Source organism: Gilvimarinus sp. 2_MG-2023 (assembly GCF_030547685.1).
Classification (GTDB): domain Bacteria; phylum Pseudomonadota; class Gammaproteobacteria; order Pseudomonadales; family Cellvibrionaceae; genus Gilvimarinus.
Map to the genome: position 1 here is coordinate 280,358 of NZ_JAUOQM010000048.1, position 18,660 is coordinate 299,017.

17 protein-coding genes are annotated in these 18,660 nt (G+C 50.2%); 4 read left to right on the forward strand and 13 right to left on the reverse strand.

From position 1 onward, the window contains the following. Positions 1–41: 41 nt before the first annotated feature. From rpsA to gyrA, 11 genes are all read right to left on the reverse strand, one after another. Positions 42–1,721 (reverse strand): 30S ribosomal protein S1, encoded by a 1,680-nt coding sequence (rpsA, locus tag Q4526_RS13005; RefSeq protein WP_215977776.1) that lies wholly within the window; start codon positions 1,719–1,721, stop codon positions 42–44. Positions 1,722–2,115: 394 nt separating this feature from the next. Beyond that, positions 2,116–3,021, reverse strand: coding sequence for a UTP--glucose-1-phosphate uridylyltransferase GalU (gene galU / locus Q4526_RS13010; protein ID WP_215977512.1), 906 nt, complete (start codon positions 3,019–3,021; stop codon positions 2,116–2,118). 31 nt (positions 3,022–3,052) lie between these two features. Continuing rightward, on the reverse strand, positions 3,053–4,408 hold the full coding sequence (locus Q4526_RS13015) for a phosphomannomutase CpsG (protein WP_215977513.1): 1,356 nt from the start codon (positions 4,406–4,408) through the stop codon (positions 3,053–3,055). Between the two features lie 202 nt (positions 4,409–4,610). Beyond that, complete coding sequence (cmk, locus tag Q4526_RS13020; RefSeq protein ID WP_368411107.1) at positions 4,611–5,261, reverse strand: (d)CMP kinase; 651 nt, start codon at positions 5,259–5,261, stop codon at positions 4,611–4,613. 30 nt (positions 5,262–5,291) lie between these two features. After that, complete coding sequence (gene pyrF, locus Q4526_RS13025; protein WP_215977514.1) at positions 5,292–5,999, reverse strand: orotidine-5'-phosphate decarboxylase; 708 nt, start codon at positions 5,997–5,999, stop codon at positions 5,292–5,294. A 204-nt stretch (positions 6,000–6,203) separates the two neighbouring features. Further along, positions 6,204–6,479: a helix-hairpin-helix domain-containing protein gene (locus tag Q4526_RS13030; protein WP_303603400.1), complete on the reverse strand. Its 276-nt coding sequence runs from the start codon at positions 6,477–6,479 to the stop codon at positions 6,204–6,206. Positions 6,480–6,631: 152 nt separating this feature from the next. After that, positions 6,632–8,053 (reverse strand): sulfate adenylyltransferase subunit CysN, encoded by a 1,422-nt coding sequence (cysN, locus tag Q4526_RS13035; RefSeq protein WP_215977516.1) that lies wholly within the window; start codon positions 8,051–8,053, stop codon positions 6,632–6,634. 103 nt (positions 8,054–8,156) lie between these two features. After that, entirely contained in the window at positions 8,157–9,068 is a 912-nt protein-coding gene (gene cysD / locus Q4526_RS13040; protein WP_215977517.1) for a sulfate adenylyltransferase subunit CysD, read from the reverse strand. Positions 9,069–9,250: 182 nt separating this feature from the next. Next, on the reverse strand, positions 9,251–10,147 hold the full coding sequence (locus tag Q4526_RS13045; protein ID WP_303609657.1) for a prephenate dehydrogenase/arogenate dehydrogenase family protein: 897 nt from the start codon (positions 10,145–10,147) through the stop codon (positions 9,251–9,253). Between the two features lie 32 nt (positions 10,148–10,179). Continuing rightward, positions 10,180–11,283, reverse strand: coding sequence for a prephenate dehydratase (pheA, locus tag Q4526_RS13050; RefSeq protein WP_215977519.1), 1,104 nt, complete (start codon positions 11,281–11,283; stop codon positions 10,180–10,182). Continuing rightward, positions 11,283–13,919, reverse strand: a complete 2,637-nt coding sequence (gene gyrA, locus Q4526_RS13055) for a DNA gyrase subunit A (RefSeq protein ID WP_215977520.1) — start codon at positions 13,917–13,919, stop codon at positions 11,283–11,285. The genes pheA and gyrA overlap by 1 nt, the downstream gene beginning before the upstream one ends. A gap of 241 nt (positions 13,920–14,160) precedes the next feature. On the opposite strand from gyrA, the gene Q4526_RS13060 reads away from it, so the two are divergent. Genes Q4526_RS13060 through Q4526_RS13075 form a run of 4 tightly spaced genes read left to right on the forward strand, consistent with a single transcriptional unit; the run spans position 14,161 to position 17,691 of the window. Continuing rightward, entirely contained in the window at positions 14,161–15,486 is a 1,326-nt protein-coding gene (locus tag Q4526_RS13060) for a TRZ/ATZ family hydrolase (protein WP_215977521.1), read from the forward strand. Beyond that, positions 15,455–16,213: a bifunctional 2-polyprenyl-6-hydroxyphenol methylase/3-demethylubiquinol 3-O-methyltransferase UbiG gene (gene ubiG, locus Q4526_RS13065; RefSeq protein WP_215977522.1), complete on the forward strand. Its 759-nt coding sequence runs from the start codon at positions 15,455–15,457 to the stop codon at positions 16,211–16,213. Before Q4526_RS13060 ends, ubiG begins: the two co-directional genes overlap by 32 nt. Before the next feature lie 17 nt (positions 16,214–16,230). Beyond that, a complete protein-coding gene (locus Q4526_RS13070) occupies positions 16,231–16,917 on the forward strand; it encodes an HAD family hydrolase (RefSeq protein ID WP_303603405.1) in 687 nt (228 codons plus the stop codon). A 6-nt stretch (positions 16,918–16,923) separates the two neighbouring features. Next, positions 16,924–17,691: a YciK family oxidoreductase gene (locus Q4526_RS13075; RefSeq protein ID WP_215977524.1), complete on the forward strand. Its 768-nt coding sequence runs from the start codon at positions 16,924–16,926 to the stop codon at positions 17,689–17,691. Between the two features lie 88 nt (positions 17,692–17,779). On the opposite strand, the gene Q4526_RS13080 is transcribed toward Q4526_RS13075, so the two are convergent. Together Q4526_RS13080 and Q4526_RS13085 are read right to left on the reverse strand one after the other, a co-directional pair. After that, on the reverse strand, positions 17,780–18,076 hold the full coding sequence (locus Q4526_RS13080) for a DUF2802 domain-containing protein (protein WP_215977525.1): 297 nt from the start codon (positions 18,074–18,076) through the stop codon (positions 17,780–17,782). A 97-nt stretch (positions 18,077–18,173) separates the two neighbouring features. Beyond that, positions 18,174–18,659, reverse strand: coding sequence for a chemotaxis protein CheW (locus Q4526_RS13085; RefSeq protein WP_215977526.1), 486 nt, complete (start codon positions 18,657–18,659; stop codon positions 18,174–18,176). Position 18,660 lies beyond the last annotated feature (1 nt).

The window sequence follows — 18,660 nt, forward strand, 5'->3', positions numbered from 1 at the left end:
GGCCAGCTTTAAAGCTGGCCTTTTTTGAGCTCAGACTAAAATCAGTCTTTTGCTTCCATTTGCGCCTTGATCAAGTCACCCAAGGTCGCAGGCTGGGCTTGCTCGGCCTGCTTGGTAGAGTGCTCTTTCACAGCTGCTTTCTCTTCGGCCACATCTTTCGACTTAACCGACAGGCTGATAGTGCGGTTTTTGCGGTCAACGCTAATGATCTTAGCTTCAACTTCTTCACCTTCTTTCAGCACGTTGCGGGCGTCTTCAACTTTCTCACGTGACAACTCAGAGGCTTTCAATACAGCTTCTACGTCGTCAGCCAGAGTGATGATAGCGGCCTTAGCATCAACTTCTTTGACGGTACCTTTGATCACAGTGCCTTTGTCGTTTTCAGCAACATACTCTGAGAACGGATCAGCTTCTAACTGCTTGATACCCAGTGAGATACGCTCACGCTCTGGGTCAATGGCCAGAACAACAGTCTCAATCTCGTCGCCTTTCTTGTACTTACGCACGGCTTCTTCGCCGGCTTCGTGCCAAGAGATGTCAGACAAGTGAACCAGACCATCAATACCGCCATCCAGACCAATGAAGATACCGAAATCGGTGATCGACTTAATCTTACCGGTGATCTTGTCGCCTTTGGCACAAGTACGGGCAAACGCGTCCCAGGGGTTTTCCTGACACTGTTTAACACCCAGTGAGATACGACGACGCTCTTCGTCGATATCCAGAATCATCACCTCAATCTCGTCGCCAACGTTAACAACTTTAGAGGGGTGGATGTTCTTGTTGGTCCAATCCATTTCAGACACGTGAACCAGACCTTCAACGCCTTCTTCCAGCTCTGCGAAACAACCGTAGTCGGTCAGGTTAGTTACCACAGCCTTAACGCGGGCACCTTCTGGGTAGCGACCAGTGATTTGCAACCATGGATCTTCACCCAATTGCTTCAGACCCAGAGATACGCGATTGCGCTCGCGGTCGAACTTCAGCACTTTAACGTCAATTTCGTCACCAACGTTAACGATTTCGCCTGGGTGCTTAATGCGCTTCCAAGCCATATCGGTAATGTGCAGCAGGCCGTCAACACCGCCCAGATCTACGAACGCGCCGTAGTCGGTCAGGTTCTTAACGATACCTTTAACAACCATGCCTTCTTGCAGGGTTGCCAACAGCTCTTCACGCTCTGCAGAGTTTGCTTGCTCCAATACCGCGCGGCGAGATACCACAACGTTATTGCGCTTCTGATCGAGCTTGATCACTTTAAATTCTAATTCTTTGCCTTCCAGGTGAGCGGTTTCGCGCACAGGGCGAACGTCAACCAAAGAACCAGGCAAGAAGGCGCGGATACCAGCAACGTCAACGGTGAAACCACCTTTAACCTTACCGTTAATAACACCTTTAACAACCTCATCGGCTGAGTGTGCCGCTTCCAGCACTTTCCAAGCTTCAGCGCGCTTGGCTTTTTCGCGAGACAGGCGAGTCTCACCGAAACCGTCTTCCACGGTTTCCAGGGCAACTTGAACTTCATCGCCCACTTCCAGCTTAACTTCACCATTTTCGTCGGCAAATTGATTAGCTGGAATAACGCCTTCAGATTTCAGACCAGCGTGAACAGTCACCCAGTCTTTATCCACATCAATAACAACGCCGGTTACGATGGTGCCGGGCGCCATTTCGACGGTTTTCAAGCTCTCTTCAAATAACTCTGCAAAACTCTCAGTCATGGTCACAAATATACCTGTATAAGTGCCGTTCGCAACATCAGAAAAGCGATGTCCGATACAGCGCCGCACAGCCAGTAGCGCGGGTCGATTAAAAAATTGAACCGGCCTGACCTCTTCGCTGGCAAGGACAAACCGATCGGCTGCTAACGTCTGCAAAATGACGAGAAAGATCGCCGTTTTTGCCTGCTTCTGCAGATGCAGGTGTTAGCAGGTGTTAGCAGGTGTTAGCAGGTGTTAGCAGGTGGGGCAGGCTAGCAGAAACATTAAGCATTGGCAAGATAAAAAGCGGCCGGAGGGGAACTTTACCCCTCCGGCCGCTTAATAACCGTGGTTTCAGTCGTGTTATCGCGGGCAGAGCACTCTAAGAACGACTCAGCCACCTATGACTCTAGGCTTAACTGTCTTTCTTGCCCGCGTAGGTTTTTTGCAAAAACTCAGTCACACCCTGCCCCACTTCTGGATGTCTGGCACCATAAGTGATGTTAGCAATCATGTAGCCGGTCTTACTGCCGCAATCGTGACTGCGTCCTACCAGTTCATAGGCCTCTACGCTTTCTTTTTCTAGCAGCATGTCGAGTGCGTCGGTCAGCTGAATTTCACCCCCGGCACCAGGTTGCGTGCGCTCAAGTAAATTCCATGTCTCAGCCGAGAGGACATACCGCCCCACGATTGACATATTAGAGGGCGCCTCATCGACCGGTGGCTTTTCCACCATCGCTTTAATTTTTTGGCTATTACCAGGTCCAATGTCTTTGCCGTCGCAATCGACCACGCCGTACTTATAGACCCACTCCCAAGGCACGCCTTCAACCAAGATCTGACTAGCGCCGGTTTCATCGAAGCGACTCACCATGCCAGCAAGATTGTCTTTTTTTAGGTTGCACTCGTAGCTATCGACCAACACATCGGGCAGCAACACCGCGAAAGGCTCATCACCGATGACAGGCTTGGCACACATAATCGCGTGCCCCAAACCTTTTGCCTCCGCCTGACGTACCGATATAACGGTCAAGCCCTGCGGCGTAATCGACTGCACCTGCTCCAATAAAGAACGCTTAAGCCGGGCCTCGAGCTGTGCCTCAAGCTCAAAACTGGTATCAAAATGGTTCTCAATGGAGTTTTTCGAGGCATGAGTAACCAACACAATCTCTTTAATACCCGCCGCTGCCGCTTCATCGACGACATATTGAATCAACGGTTTATCGACCACCGGTAACATCTCTTTCGGCAAGGCCTTGGTCGCTGGCAACATGCGTGTTCCCAAACCTGCGACTGGAATGACTGCTTTTTTAACTCTCATTTATGACCCCACTTTCACCTTAGTTTTTCAATTAGCTGTCTAACAGCGCAATGATCTCATCGGTTTTTTGTTGCATGAGTGCTTTATCGGCGCGACTTTCAACATTGAGTCGCACGACGGGCTCGGTGTTCGACATGCGCAAATTGAAACGCCAGTCATCGAACTCCATGCCAATTCCATCGGTAATATCAATCGCTTTGGCCTCACCGGCAAAATGTGCCCGGACCTTTGCAATAGAGGCCTTAGCATCGTCAACGGTGCGGTTAATCTCTCCGGGAGACGGATACTTAGCAATGCACTCCTCCATCATTGAGGAAAGCGTTGCAGATTTACGGATCATTAATTCGGTCACCAGCAGCCACGGGATCATGCCGCTGTCGCAGTAGAAAAAGTCGCGAAAGTAGTGATGGGCGCTCATTTCACCGCCGTAGATAGCGTCTTCTTTGCGCATCAACTCTTTAATAAAGGCATGGCCGGTTTTCGATTGCACCGCCTCGCCACCGCACTGCTCAGCAATGGCCTGGGTGTTCCACACCAGCCTCGGGTCGTGCACGACTTTACTGCCAGGTGCCTTAGTAATGAACGCTTCGGCCAACAGACCTACCACGTAGTAACCTTCGACAAAGTCTCCTTTTTCATCGAAGAAGAAACAGCGGTCAAAGTCACCATCCCAAGCGATACCCAAATCGGCACCATGCTCGATTACCGCGTCGCGGGTTGAGTGACGGTTTTCGATCAAAAGAGGGTTGGGGATGCCGTTAGGAAAGCTGGCGTCGGGCTCGTGATGGATTTTGATAAATTCGAACGGCAGGTATTGCTCAATAGCATCAATAACATGCCCTGCGGCACCGTTACCGGCATTAACCACAATTTTTAATGGCTTCAGCTCGGCCACGTCAACATAGCTCAACAGGTGTTGTACGTAATCGGCGAGCACATCTTTTTTCTCATAGCCGCCGCGATCGGCCTCGGCAACCGTTTCGAATTCACCCTGCTCTGCGATACGCTTGATATCCAGCAGGCCGGTATCGCCACTGATGGGTTTGGAGTTTTCCCGTACCGGCTTCATTCCATTGTAATCAATGGGGTTGTGGCTCGCGGTGACTTCAATGCCGCCATCCGCCTTTAGAAAGCTGGTGGCAAAGTACACCTCTTCGGTACCTGTCATGCCGATATCGACAATACTGACCCCTTCGTCTCGCATACCATTGCCCACAGCGGTTTTTAGAGCTTCACTGGTTTGGCGTACATCACCGCCCAGAACGACGGTTTGGGGCTTTAAAAATTGACCGTATGCGCGGCCAATACGGTAGGCGATTTCTTCATTTAATTCCTCGCCTAATTTTCCGCGAATATCATAGGCTTTAAAACATGTCAGGCTGGGCATAATTGAATTCAAACTCCCTAATTATATCGTCAACGTGGGCGGCGATGCCCTTTTAATCAATTCTCAAGTGACTGCACCAAGACATAGCACAAGCAGTTTACACACTTGAGGAATAATCAAACATTGTCATGATTGTGCCTTGTGATAGAACAATGCAGGTTTCACACCAACTTAGGCGCGCCCTGTGATTGCACACAAGGCGTTAGTTTATATGCTTTAAGATGACCTGTAACACCTCATCAATCCCCAAATCGGTGCTATCTATTCGCACTGCATCATCGGCGGGCTTTAACGGGGAGCTTGCGCGCGATTGATCGCGTTCATCCCGGTCTCGAATATCAGCAATTAAAGCGTTCATATCAACGCTTTCACCACGCTCTGCTAGCTGCTTATAGCGACGCTCGGCGCGGGCCTCGGCGCTTGCGGTTAAAAAGAATTTATAGTCCGCATTGGGGAAAACGGTTGTGCCCATATCGCGACCGTCGGCCACCAGCGCACCTGTAGCGGCGAAATCACGCTGTCTTTGCAGCAGTGCCTCGCGGACTTCGGCAATAGCGGCTACCCTGGAGGCTTGCATACCGACTTGCTCGGTGCGAATCGCTAAGGTGACATCTTCCCCCGCCAGCGTGACCTCAACGCCTTTTGGAGTACTGATAAAAGTCACATCTAACTGACGCGCCAACTCCACCAAAGCCTCGACAGACTCTATGGCGATAGCGTGTTTGATACTGGCCAGTGCGACCAAACGATAAAGTGCACCACTATCGAGCAATGTGGCATTGAGTTCGGCCGACAGCAGTTGGCTTATCGTACCTTTTCCGGCGCCACTGGGGCCATCTATCGTAACGATCAAAATACAGTCCTTACATTTTTCATGGAATATTTACGCTTGACTCATATCTAACAAGATTTGACGACAAGCTTGGTTGGGATCGGTCGCCTGAGTGACGGGTCGCCCTACCACCAGATAATCACTGCCCGCCGCTACCGCTTCTGCCGGGGTCATAACACGGCGCTGATCATCGGCAACCGCGCTGGCGGGTCGAATGCCTGGCGTTACGGTTAAAAAACCGTCGCCACACTGACGCTTGAGGTCACTTACCTCTTGCGCCGAACAAACCACACCATCGAGTTCACACTGTTTGGCTAAATCAGCCAAGTACAGTACCTGCTCACGAGGCGAGCGCCCCACTCCAGTTTGAGCCAAGTCTAAATCACTCATACTTGTTAGCACAGTCACCCCAATCAGTAGAGGTTTAGACTGATATGGGACGAGCGCCTCACGGGCAGCTTCCATCATTCTGATACCACCGGTGGCGTGTACGTTGACCATCCACACGCCAAGCTCAGCCGCGGAAGCTACAGCCTTTGCAGTTGTATTTGGAATATCGTGAAATTTTAAATCGAGAAAAACGTCAAAGCCCAAGGCCATCAACTGTTCGATAAGCTGGGGGCCGGTAGCAGTAAAAAGCTCTTTCCCCACTTTTAATCGGCACTCTAAAGGCGAGAGCTGGTGCGCAATTTTTAAACAATCATCTGAATTATTGTAATCCATGGCCACCACTAACCGTGGCCCTTGTTGCTGACGCATATATCCCCCTCTCATTTGCCATCATCGTAGAGGGTATTAAAACAAACTTCGATCAGGCGCGCAGCAAGTTCTGCACGCCGTTGTGATTTACTCAAAAATCAAGGTAATCTGAGTGTAATAGAAAAACTCCCCAGTGGGTAACCAGCGGGGAGTCGATTTATGTGGAATTGAGCCCTTTACAACTGGCATTCGCTCAATCTGATGTCACTCCAAACTGACCTGCTTTCGAATGGATTCTAATGTGGATTCACCGATGCCATTCACGGACAGTAGTTCATCGACAGTCTCAAACGGCCCATGCTCTTCACGCCAAGCAATAATCGCTTTTGCCTTGCTTTCGCCTATCCCTTTGAGCTGCACCAAAGACGTTAGGCCGGCTTCATTGACATTAATAATCGACATGCTCTGATTTTCATCCGCGAAACCAGGCATTGCTAGAACAACACATACTAAAGTGACAAGTCTAATTAGCTTTTTCATCGCTAACCTCCCTGTAGGTAAGTGAAAAATTAAGCAGTCGCTGCTGCCCTTTCAACTTAGAATCTAGCAGAGGGTTTTACAATGCCGAAAAAACTGAAACCCTTGTAAGACTTCTCTTACAAGGGTTTCAGAAGGTCGTGCAAAAGCTGTATTTACTTCAATAGGTCTTGCAGATTTTTAGCTTCCCAATGTGGAAAGTGTTTGCGTATCAGCGCATTGAGTTCAATTTCAAACTCACTATGTCCACTCACAACGGATGAGCTAACGTCTGCCTGGGTATCGATAACCATACCCGCACCCACCGTAATATTGGTCAATCGGTCAATCACGATAAAAGCACCAGTGGCGCGATTGCGTTGATAGTTATCGACCACAACGGGCTGATCCAAACTTAATCGCCCTACCGCGATATCGTTTAGACTCAGCTGATCAGTATCTGTGTGCTCTTGGGTGTTGACATCAATTTGATAATCAAACGAGGCAAAGCGACCGTTAACAACTTTGCTGGCAAATTTGAATAGATAGTCGGCATTGGGGACGCATGCTTTCTCATTCATCCACACCACATGGGTTTTTAAGCCGCTGGTCATTTCGACCTGATCATCGGCTTTTACCAAGGTGTCGCCCCGACTGACATCGATCTCATCTTCAAGGGTAATGGTCACCGCTTGACCGGCAAACGCCTGTTCTAAATTGCCATCGAAAGTAACAATCTCTTTTACTTTGCTGGTTTTATTGGAAGGCAAGGCGCGAACAGTGTCTCCGGGTTTTACAATGCCCGACTCGACTGTGCCACAAAAACCGCGAAAGTCGAGATTGGGTCGATTTACATATTGAACCGGGAAGCGGAAATCGTCGAAATTTTTGTCAGCCGTGACCGGTACAGTTTCTAAAATTTCCATTAAGGTCTGACCGGCATACCAATCAGAGCGCTCGGAGCGATTGACGACGTTATCGCCATCGAGTGCCGAGATAGGCACAAACTGAACATTAGTCATGCCAAGCTTTTGTGAGAACTCCAAATAATCAGACTTTATTTGGTCAAATACATTCTCATCAAAATCTTTAAGATCCATTTTGTTGACCGCGACAACCACATGTTTTACTCCCAACAAAGAAGCAATGTAACTGTGGCGGCGTGTTTGGGTAACAACACCGTAGCGGGCATCAATCAAAATTACAGCCAAATCGCAGGTTGAAGCACCAGTGGCCATATTGCGGGTGTACTGTTCGTGCCCCGGCGTATCGGCAATAATAAATTTACGCTTTGCGGTAGAGAAATAGCGATAGGCAACATCGATGGTGATGCCCTGCTCTCGTTCGGCCTGCAAACCATCAACCAGCAGAGCCAAATCAAACTCTTGACCGGTGGTGCCGTGGCGAGTGGTGTCAGATCGAACTGCATCCAATTGATCTTCGTAGATCATTTTTGAATCGTGCAGCAGGCGGCCGATTAACGTACTTTTACCGTCATCCACACTGCCACAGGTTAGAAACCGCAACAGCTCTTTATGTTCATGCTGCTTAAGGTAAGCATCAATATCTGTTTCGATAAGTTCAGACTGGTGACTCATTCTACTTTCTCAACTTGGTTCGTTCCCCCGCAACGTAAGCGCTGCGGGTCATGAATATGCTTGCTAGGTAATGTGAAAAGCGCTCGGCAGTAAGCCCGAGGCCCTAGAAGTACCCTTCCTGCTTTTTCTTTTCCATCGAGCCCGAGCTGTCGTGATCAATCACGCGCCCCTGGCGCTCGGATGTGGTCGTCAGCAACATTTCCTGAATAATTTCGGGCAAGGTTGTGGCTTCTGACTCAACCGCACCGGTGAGTGGGTAGCAGCCCAGAGTACGGAAGCGGACCATTTTCTCTTCCACTTTTTCACCGGGTTCCAGTGGCATTCTGTCATCGTCCACCATAATCAAAGTGCCATCGCGTTCAACCACGGGGCGCTTATCGGCAAAGTACAATGGCACCAATGGGATATCTTCCAGGTGGATATACTGCCAAATGTCGAGCTCGGTCCAGTTCGACAAAGGAAATACGCGAATGCTTTCGCCACTATCAACCCGGCCGTTATAGATATTCCACAACTCTGGACGTTGATTTTTGGGGTCCCAGCGATGGTTGCGGTCGCGGAACGAGTAAACGCGCTCTTTGGCGCGTGACTTCTCTTCGTCGCGGCGGGCACCACCAAAGGCAGCATCAAATTTATATTTATCCAGCGCCTGCTTAAGGGACTGGGTTTTCATAATGTCCGTATGCTTAGCACTACCGTGGGTGAACGGACCTACGCCCATATCAACACCTTCTTGGTTAACATGTACCAAGAGATCCCAACCCAAGTCTTTGACACGCTGATCGCGGAACTCAATCATTTCGCGAAATTTCCAGGTGGTATCAACATGCATTAATGGGAAAGGCGGTTTGCCGGGGTGGAAGGCCTTCATCGCGAGGTGCATCATCACCGCGGAGTCTTTACCAATCGAATAGAGCATAACCGGGTTATCAAACTCGGCCGCCACTTCGCGGATAATATGGATACTTTCAGCTTCAAGCTGCTTTAGGTGCGTCAGATTGTATTGCTCAGACATTCCGCTCACATTTTCAGTCATTCGGTTAGTGGGATGCCAACTCAGTTGGCGGCGCGTATTATAGGGGAACTTGGCCCAATACTCTAATCGAGGCAAGGTACATGGAAATAAGCGCCTTGTTAACGATTAAATAATTCTATGCTTATAGCCTGCAGGTCTGTGGCATGCGTGCCCCATCCAAATTACGGCTCATCACCGCTGTTGGTCGACCCTAGCTGTGTGTAGAGATCGCGGGCCTCCTTGGCACGGGCGAAGGTGGCAAGCAGGTAGTCGCCATCATCGGTTTCAATCGCGGTTTTTAAGCGCTGTAGATTATCCATAAACAACTCTAGCGAGGCTGTCACCGCATCCTTATTGGCTCGCATAATATCGTGCCACATACGCGGATCACTGGAGGCAATACGGGTGAAATCACGGAACCCACCGGCGGCATATCGGAAAATATTGGGATTGTCGAGGTCGTGGGCCAGTGTATCCACCAACGAATAGGCAATCGCGTGGGGTAAGTGGCTGGTCGCACCGAGCACCTGATCATGCTCAGCAATCGGCATATTAATTACCTCGGCCCCCAGTGCTTGCCACAACTGAGTGACACACTGCATTGAGCTGACCGAGGTAGAGTCCACCGGTGTGAGTATCACGCGATGATTAAGATATAAATCCGGATTAGCGGCGCAAACTCCGCTTTTTTCTGAGCCGGCAATAGGATGGCCCAACACCAGATTTGTGGGAATATCGCCAAACACACGCCGAGCGGCCTCGGCGACACTGCCCTTAACGCTGGCGCCATCGGTGACCGTTACACCGCGAGCCAGACAAGGTTTAAGTTTTTCCAGTACCGACTCCACCGACAACGTAGGGACGGCGATAAACACCATATCGCCCTCGCCGAGCTCAGCGATAATCTCATCCAAGTTCAGACAGGCTCGGTCAATCACTCCTAGCTCAATGGCTTGCTGGGCGGTTTGAGCGCGGCGAACAACCCCAATGCGCTCTTTTGCCAGCCCTCTGACACCGGCGCCTTTGCTGAAACTGCCACCGATAAGTCCCAACCCAACCACTACCAATTTATTAATCAAAGGCTTTGCACCCGTTTGAGTTCCGAGCATTATTAAAGAACAGCCTTAGGGTAAGAACCGAGAATTTTAAGGTCGGCAACTCGCGTGGCCACTTCGGTTAAAGTACTGCTGATCAGCGGGTCGTCCTGGTGGCCGGTGAAATCGACAAAAAAGACGTAAGTCCAGACTCCTGAGCGCGACGGACGAGTTTCCACTCTGGTGAGGTCAATGTTGTTTCTGTGAAAGGGCTCAAGCAGCCGATGCAAGGCACCTGGCTGATTACGCATAGCCACCAACAGCGAGGTTTTGTCTTTGCCACTGGCCGGAACATCCTGGGTGCCAATAATCAAAAAGCGGGTGCTATTATCCGGCTGATCTTCAATTTTTTCGGCGATTATGCGTAAATCGTATAGCTCGGCAGCCTTTTGTGGTGCTATCGCTGCCGCATTCCACTCACCTTTAAGTCGGCGAGCAGCCTCAGCGTTGCTGCTAACCGCAATTCGCTCAATATTAGGATAGTGTGAATCCAACCATTTACGACACTGCGCTAAGGACTGACCGTGGGAGTATATGCGAGAGATGCTCTCTACATTGGTGACATCCGATACAACCAAATTATGATGCACCCTGAGCTCAACCTCTCCGCAAATACGAAGGTTTGAGTTCATAAAATTATCCAAGGTATGGCTAACCACCCCCTCGGTGGAGTTTTCCACGGGCACCACGCCATAATTTACGGCGCCAGCTTCAACTTCGCGAAACACTTCATCGATCGCCGAAAAGGGTACGGCCAGCGCCGATTGGCCGAAGTGCTTTAGTGCGGCTTGCTGAGTAAAGGTCCCTTCAGGCCCTAAATAGGCCACTTTGACCGGTTGCTCCAGCGCCAGGCAAGCCGACATAATTTCCCGAAACAAGCGCGCCATTTCTTCATCTTTTAGCGGGCCCTGGTTGCGAGCCATGGCCTTACGCAGTACTTGAGCCTCCCGCTCAGGCCGGTAAAACACGGCATCGGTTGAACCGGATGCGGTTTTAACCTCGGCCACTCGCTGGGCACACTGGGCTCGCTCGGATATCAAGTAACCAATTTGCGCATCAATATCGTCAATTTTGTCGCGCAGCTCTAGCAGCGCGGCTTGTTGCGTATCGCTATCGGTCATTACTCATCATTTCCTTCATTGCTCTCATCACTGCTAGCGTCGCTGGCCGGTGCCGTAGGCTCCTCACTAGTTTCTGCTCCCTCGACTTGCTCTACATCTTGCTCATCAGCGGTGTCTTCGATTCGGGCAGCACCTTTTAAGTGCTCGCCGTCGCGCAGCTTAATAAGTCGAACGCCTTGGGTATTACGACTTAAAATAGACACCTCATCGGCTCGGGTACGCACCAAAGTGCCTTGATCAGAGATAAGCATAATCTCTTCGCCATCCAGCAGTTGTACCGCGCCCACTAAGGGGCCATTGCGTTCGCTGCTAGCCATGGCAATAACGCCCTGACCGCCTCGACCTTTGGCTGGGAATTCCGACACTTCAGTACGCTTGCCGTAGCCGTTTTCACTGACAGTTAACACCTTGCCATCTTCAACCGGCACCACCATTCCAATGACCGAGTGCTCTTCACTTAAGCGGATACCACGCACCCCGCGGCTGATGCGACCCATGGATCGTACGGCCGTTTCATTAAAGCGCGCTGCTTTACCATTACTGGCAAACAACACAATGTCTTTGCTGCCATCGGTAATGGCGGTGTACACCAGGTTGTCACCTTCCTCTAGGTCAATGGCTCGCAAACCAACACTGCGCGGACGGGAGAATTGATCGAGAGAGGTCTTTTTAACCGTGCCTTTTTCGGTGGCCATAAAGACAAAGTGATCGGCATCGAATTCACGCACAGGCAGAATTGAGGTAATCCGTTCGCCCTCTTCCAGCGGCATCAGATTGACTACTGGTCGGCCGCGAGACTGACGCCCGGCAACCGGGATTTGATAGACTTTTAACCAATACACTTTACCCGCACTGGTAAAACACAGAACGGTATCGTGGGTACTGGCAATCAATAGATGCTCGACAAAGTCTTCATCTTTCACGGCAGTGGCAGATTTACCCATACCACCGCGACGCTGAGCCTGATAATCAGCCAATGGCTGGCTTTTGGCGTATCCGCCGTGGGAGATAGTCACCACTCGCTGCTCTTCGTTGATCAAATCTTCCATCGTCAAGTCGAGTGTGGAAGCGGTAATTTCGGTGCGTCGCTCATCGCCGTAATCGGCAACAATTTGCTCTAACTCTTCGCGAATAACCGTCATCAAGCGGCTAAAATTGGCCAAAATATCTAGATATTCGGCTATCTGCTCCACTTTCTCTTTGTATTCACTGAGCAGCTTGTCGTGCTCCATGCCAGTGAGGCGGTGCAGTCGCAACTCTAGAATTGCCTGTGCCTGAGCGGGCGATAAGAAATACTTGCCTTCTCGCATACCGAAGGTATCGGGCAAGTCCTCCGGCCGGCATGCATCTTCGCCAGCGCGCTCGAGGAACTGCCCCATTTCCGAGGCATCCCAGCCACGAGAAATTAACGCTTCTTTTGCCTCAGCAGGCGATGGCGAACTCTTAATGAGCTCGATAACAGGGTCGATGTTGGCAATCGCGACAGCCAGACCCTCAAGAATATGGCCGCGCTCGCGAGCTTTGCGCAACAAATAGACAGTGCGTCGTGTCACCACTTCGCGGCGGTGGCGCACAAAAGCTTCCAGCAGTTCTTTGAGGTTGAGTACTTTAGGCTGACCATCCACCAGCGCCACAATGTTTATGCCAAAGACATTTTGCAGTTGTGTTTGGGAGTACAGGTTGTTGAGAAGAACCTCAGCCGATTCGTTGCGCTTGACCTCAATGACCACCCGCAAGCCATCCTTGTCGGACTCGTCACGAAGCTCACTGATACCTTCAATTTTTTTGTCTTTAACGAGCTCGGCGATTCTTTCAATCAGTCGAGCCTTGTTTAGCTGATATGGAATCTCAGTAACGATAATAGTTTCGCGGCCGGTTTTATCGTTGACCTCGATATCGGCCTTAGCACGTACATAGATGCGTCCGCGGCCAGTGCGGTAAGCCTGTACGATACCAGCGCGGCCATTGATAATAGCGCCGGTAGGAAAGTCGGGGCCTGGAATATACTCCATCAACTCATCGATGGTGATGTCTTCGTTATCGATTAAGGCCAGGCAACCCTTAACCACTTCGGTTAAGTTATGCGGTGGGATATTGGTGGCCATACCGACCGCAATACCGGATGAGCCGTTAACCAGGAGATTGGGGACCCGGGTGGGCAGTACATCGGGAATTTGTTCGCTGCCATCGTAGTTAGGGACATAATCGACGGTTTCTTTGTCGAGATCGGCCAGCAATTCGTGCGCAATTTTCTGCATACGCACTTCGGTATAACGCATGGCAGCGGCGCTATCGCCATCGATTGAGCCGAAGTTACCCTGCCCGTCTACCAGCATGTAGCGCAATGAGAACGGTTGCGCCATACGCACAACGGTGTCATACACTGCTGAATCACCGTGCGGATGGTATTTACCGATCACATCCCCGACAACACGGGCCGACTTTAAGTAGGATTTATTCCAGTCGTTTTTAAGTTCGCTCATGGCGAACAACACCCGCCTGTGCACGGGTTTTAAGCCATCTCGCACATCCGGCAAGGCCCGGCCTACAATGACACTCATAGCATAGTCGAGATACGACTGCTTAAGCTCATCTTCAATATTAACGGGAAGTACTTCTTTCGCTAAATCGCCCATGGAATAACGCGTTCCTTATTGTCTTAAGCGGTGCTTCGGTCGTACAGGACTGAGTTGAGCAAGCCCTGCACCGGCTCCGGGCCCACCCTCTTCACAGAGGGCAAAGAGCTGGCAATATTACCATAAAATCAGACGCATAGGTGAGTAACAACACCCACACCCTGCTGTCAGTAAGGTATAATTTAGCCGTGAAATTCGATGCACTTTGTTCAAGTAAGGTGCTCCATACAAGGACAAGACAATGCCCGCGCGCAAAGCTGTGCAATTATTAATCAAAGCCCGCTGGATAATCCCCATTCTACCCGCCGAACGCGTTTATCAAGATTGTGCCATCGCGGTATCCGGAGGACGAATTGTCGCCATCCTTCCCTGGGAAGAAGCCGACAAGCAATTTACCCCAGAACAAAGTGTTAATCTTGACCAGCACGTCGTGATGCCTGGATTGGTGAATTGCCACGGACATGCCGCCATGTCACTACTGCGTGGCTTTGCCGACGACTACCCGCTCGACACATGGCTCAATCAGCACATTTGGCCCGCAGAAAAGGCCCATGTTGACGGGGATTTTGTCCGCGACGGCACCGAACTGGCCATTGCTGAAATGATTCGCTCAGGTACCACCTGCTTTGCTGACATGTACTTCTTTCCCGAGCAGGTGGCAAAGGTAGCCCGCCGCGCTCATATGCGCAGTCAAATCACCTTTCCGGTATTAGATTTCCCCACCAATTGGGGGGAAGGGCCAGATGAGTACATTGCCAAAGGGCTAGAGTTGCACGACGAGTACCGGGCCGATGACCTTATTCGCATCGGCTTTGGCCCACACGCTCCTTATACTGTATCGGATGAACACCTACAGCGTATTGCCGTGTTAGCCGAAGAAATGCAGGCCCCCATTCAGATACACCTGCATGAAACCGCTCAGGAAGTTGAAGATTCGATTGCAAAATACGGCATGCGGCCTATCGAGCGCATCCACCAACTGGGTTTACTCACACCACAGACTCAGTGCGTTCACATGACGCAAATTGACAGCACGGATTTAGCACTGCTCACCCAAAGTGGTGCCCATGTGATTCACTGCCCCGAGTCCAACCTTAAACTCGCCAGCGGTTTTTGCCCAGTGGGTCAACTCATCGATAACAACACCAATGTTGCCTTGGGGACCGACGGCGCCGCCAGCAACAATGACCTCAATATGCTAGGCGAACTTGAAACGGCGGGCCTGCTTGCCAAAGCCGTCGCAGGCAACCCGGCACAACCCAGCGCCCATGAAATACTGGCCATGGCAACCATTAATGGCGCCAAAGCTATGGGACTTGAGGGCGAGATTGGTAGCCTAGAGGTCGGCAAGGCCGCGGATATAATCGCCTTGGAAACTAAACATATCGGTTGTCGGCCTATTTACGATATCGCCTCTACCCTCGCATACAACAATCGCTCTCTTTCGGTTAGCCATAGCTGGGTGGCCGGCAGAGCATTAATGCTGTCATCGCACTTGCAAACCTTAAATGAGCGTGACATTGCAGACAAAGCGAATGCTTGGTCCAAGAAAATTAACCGTGAGTAACTCCATGAACGAGCCAAAAAACACCGACAACGTCGATCCGCATGAACTGGAGAAATTCGAGCAAATCGCCGAGCACTGGTGGGATCAGAACGGTGAATTTAAACCTTTGCATCAAATGAACCCTATCAGAGCCAACTTTATTGATGAGCGCTCACCGGTGGCCGGATTAAAAGTACTAGACATAGGCTGTGGTGGCGGGATTTTGTGCGAGGCTTTGGCCCAAAGAGGCGCCAAGGTTACCGGCATTGACTTAGGTGAAGCACCTCTACAGGTCGCTAAAACCCACGCCGATCAGCAGTCTTTAAATATCCTCTATAAAAAAATCAGCGCCGAAGCTTTTGCCCAGCAACATGCCGGTGAATTTGATATTGTCACCTGCCTAGAGATGCTCGAACATGTCCCCGAGCCTGCTTCTATTGTTCAGGCCTGCAACCAATTATTAAAACCCGGCGGACATGGCTATTTCTCGACATTAAATCGCAATCCAAAATCTTGGGCCATGGCGGTTGTGGGTGCCGAGTATGTATTGGGCTTATTACCCAAGGGAACGCATGATTATCAAAAATTTATTAAACCGAGTGAGTTGGGCGCTATGGTTCGACGTGCAGGGTTACAAACTCAGCAGTTAGCCGGCATCACCTACAATCCCATTATGCAAAGCTTTAGCATTTCTGCCGACGATGTCAGCGTGAATTATATATTACACGCCCAAAAACCTAACTTATGAGAACGGAATCAACGTTAATGTCCTCACCTCTTACTGCGGTAATGTTTGATCTCGACGGCACCTTGCTCGACACAGCGCCCGACTTTGTTATGGCATTAAATCAATTGCGCCGCGATTACAATAAAGAAGGCTTACCGTTTAACGTTATACGCGAACAAGTATCTAACGGGGCTGCGGCACTGGTCACCCTTGGTTTTGATTGCACGACTGAAGATAAAACCTTTGCCCCATTGCGCCAGCAACTTCTCGATCACTATTTACATGGTATCGGCAAGGAAACCCGTTTTTTTCCAGGCATTGAAACCCTTTTACAAGACTTAAAAAATAAAGGAGTGCCTTGGGGCATTGCCACCAACAAGCCTCGACTTTATACCGAAGCTTTATTGAAAAAAATTAACTTCCCGACGCCGCCGAATTTTGTGGTTTGCCCGGATGATGTTGTCAATCGAAAACCTCATCCTGAATCATTGATTCTGGCCGCCAAGCATCTAAAGGTCGACTGTCAAAACATTCTCTATCTGGGAGATCACAGACGTGATATTGAATGTGGTAACGATGCCGGGGCGACTACCATTGCCTGTGGTTATGGCTATATTGATGCAAACGACCCTGCCGAATCATGGTTGGCCGATTTTTTAGTCCAACATTCGGAACAGCTACCCGATTTAGTCCATCATTTATTGATGCAATCAAGAGACCGATAACTATCCATGAGCGAAACCATTAACACTCTGCCAATTGATTACATTCCGGCCTCCCAAGCACTGACCAATGACATCATCCTCGTCACTGGAGCCGGCGATGGGATTGGTCGTGTAGCGGCATTAACTTACGCCAGCCACGGCGCCACCGTTATTCTACTGGGGCGAACCCTGGCAAAACTAGAAGCCGTTTACGACGACATTGAAAATACGGGCGGTCCGCAACCCGCCATATATCCGATGAATTTTGAAGGCGCCACAGAAAAAGAATACACCGATCTCTGTAATGCCTTACAAAGCGAATTCGGTGGTTTAAGCGGAATCTTACACAACGCCTCAGAGCTGGGCGATCGCATGCCCATCAGAGATTATGCCAATGACACCTGGGCTCGCATAATGCAGGTAAACGCCAATGCACCCTTTATGCTAACGAAAGCCTTGCTGCCATTATTGCATAGCTCCCCTACTGGCCACGCCAGTGTGATTTTCACCGGCTCGTCGGTGGCGCGCCAAGGGCGCGCCTATTGGGGCGCTTACGCGGCCAGTAAAGCGGCGCAAGAAAACTTAATGCAAACATTGGCCGATGAGCTCGACGGCACCAGTGTGCGTAGCAACAGCATCAACCCCGGGGCCACCCGCACTGCCATGCGTGCATCCGCTTATCCGGCCGAAGACCCTCAAACCATTAAAACTCCCGAGCAAATTATGCCGCTCTATCTTTATTTGATGGACAAGAAGTCTATTGCCATAAATGGTCAGTTGTTTAACGCTCAATAACATAAAGCGTGGAATTGAGTGCGCGCAGATGGGTTATTGCAGAAAGAAAGTTTTGTTAAAACTACTAATAATAATTTAGAAAAAACAATTAAGCGGTAGGTTTTTTGCGCAAAGCATCCAACAGGGAAGATTCGGCGCGGGAGAGGCCGCAGCGGCTAGCCACCTCTTCACGCGACACACCCATTTCCAACAGGTGAGTCGCCTCCGAGTATGGTCGTACACTGGCGGGAATATCATCCGCGTCAGTGCCTCGAACGCTTGAACTAGACTCCATAGCCATAATACGCTGCCCCATACCAATTGCGCCGGATTTTAGGGTGGTCAAATCTTTCGCGGTACTGTTTAGCTGAGATTGGATTCGGCCAATTCGGTTGCTGAGCAACATACACCAAACGCCACAAGCCACAGTCGCAAGAAGCGCTGCGGCTAATAACCATAAAAGTAACGGGCTCTCAGTCATATAGAAAAGCTCATTGGCTCGCTTAAATATCTTCTAACTCTGCCCACTCGTGGTCGGAAAGCAGCTTGTTGAGTTCAATCAAAATAAGCAATTCATCATTCTTGTGGCACACGCCTTGGATAAATTTAGCACTTTCCTCATTGCCGACATTAGGTGCCATTTCGATTTCAGATTGACGCAGATAGACAACCTCGGCCACGCTATCCACCAAAATACCAATAACGTGATTGTCGGCCTCGATAATCACAATACGTGTATTATCGGTCACCTCACCGGTAGGGAGAGCGAATCGATGGCGAGTATCAATAACGGTTACGACATTACCCCGTAAATTAATAATCCCTAATACGTAGGCCGGCGCACCCGGTACTGGTGCTATCTCTGTGTAGCGCAGCACCTCTTGGACCTGCATTACATTGATGCCGTAGGTTTCACCATCCAGCCGAAATGTCACCCATTGCAACACCGGATCGTCGGCATTATGATTTTGATTGGCATTGCTAGCCATG

What these genes read in the sequence shown, in the direction of transcription:
- Q4526_RS13085 (WP_215977526.1), bottom strand. Translation starts at nt 18,659, where the DNA reads ATGGCTAGCAATGCCAATCAAAATCATAATGCCGACGATCCGGTGTTG.
- pheA (WP_215977519.1), bottom strand. Translation starts at nt 11,283, where the DNA reads ATGACCGATAGCGATACGCAACAAGCCGCGCTGCTAGAGCTGCGCGAC.
- cysN (WP_215977516.1), bottom strand. Translation starts at nt 8,053, where the DNA reads ATGAGTCACCAGTCTGAACTTATCGAAACAGATATTGATGCTTACCTT.
- galU (WP_215977512.1), bottom strand. Translation starts at nt 3,021, where the DNA reads ATGAGAGTTAAAAAAGCAGTCATTCCAGTCGCAGGTTTGGGAACACGC.
- Q4526_RS13030 (WP_303603400.1), bottom strand. Translation starts at nt 6,479, where the DNA reads ATGAAAAAGCTAATTAGACTTGTCACTTTAGTATGTGTTGTTCTAGCA.
- Q4526_RS13075 (WP_215977524.1), top strand. Translation starts at nt 16,924, where the DNA reads ATGAGCGAAACCATTAACACTCTGCCAATTGATTACATTCCGGCCTCC.
- cysD (WP_215977517.1), bottom strand. Translation starts at nt 9,068, where the DNA reads ATGTCTGAGCAATACAATCTGACGCACCTAAAGCAGCTTGAAGCTGAA.
- Q4526_RS13070 (WP_303603405.1), top strand. Translation starts at nt 16,231, where the DNA reads ATGTCCTCACCTCTTACTGCGGTAATGTTTGATCTCGACGGCACCTTG.
- pyrF (WP_215977514.1), bottom strand. Translation starts at nt 5,999, where the DNA reads ATGCGTCAGCAACAAGGGCCACGGTTAGTGGTGGCCATGGATTACAAT.
- gyrA (WP_215977520.1), bottom strand. Translation starts at nt 13,919, where the DNA reads ATGGGCGATTTAGCGAAAGAAGTACTTCCCGTTAATATTGAAGATGAG.
- rpsA (WP_215977776.1), bottom strand. Translation starts at nt 1,721, where the DNA reads ATGACTGAGAGTTTTGCAGAGTTATTTGAAGAGAGCTTGAAAACCGTC.
- ubiG (WP_215977522.1), top strand. Translation starts at nt 15,455, where the DNA reads ATGCTTGGTCCAAGAAAATTAACCGTGAGTAACTCCATGAACGAGCCA.
- Q4526_RS13060 (WP_215977521.1), top strand. Translation starts at nt 14,161, where the DNA reads ATGCCCGCGCGCAAAGCTGTGCAATTATTAATCAAAGCCCGCTGGATA.
- Q4526_RS13080 (WP_215977525.1), bottom strand. Translation starts at nt 18,076, where the DNA reads ATGTTGCTCAGCAACCGAATTGGCCGAATCCAATCTCAGCTAAACAGT.
- Q4526_RS13015 (WP_215977513.1), bottom strand. Translation starts at nt 4,408, where the DNA reads ATGCCCAGCCTGACATGTTTTAAAGCCTATGATATTCGCGGAAAATTA.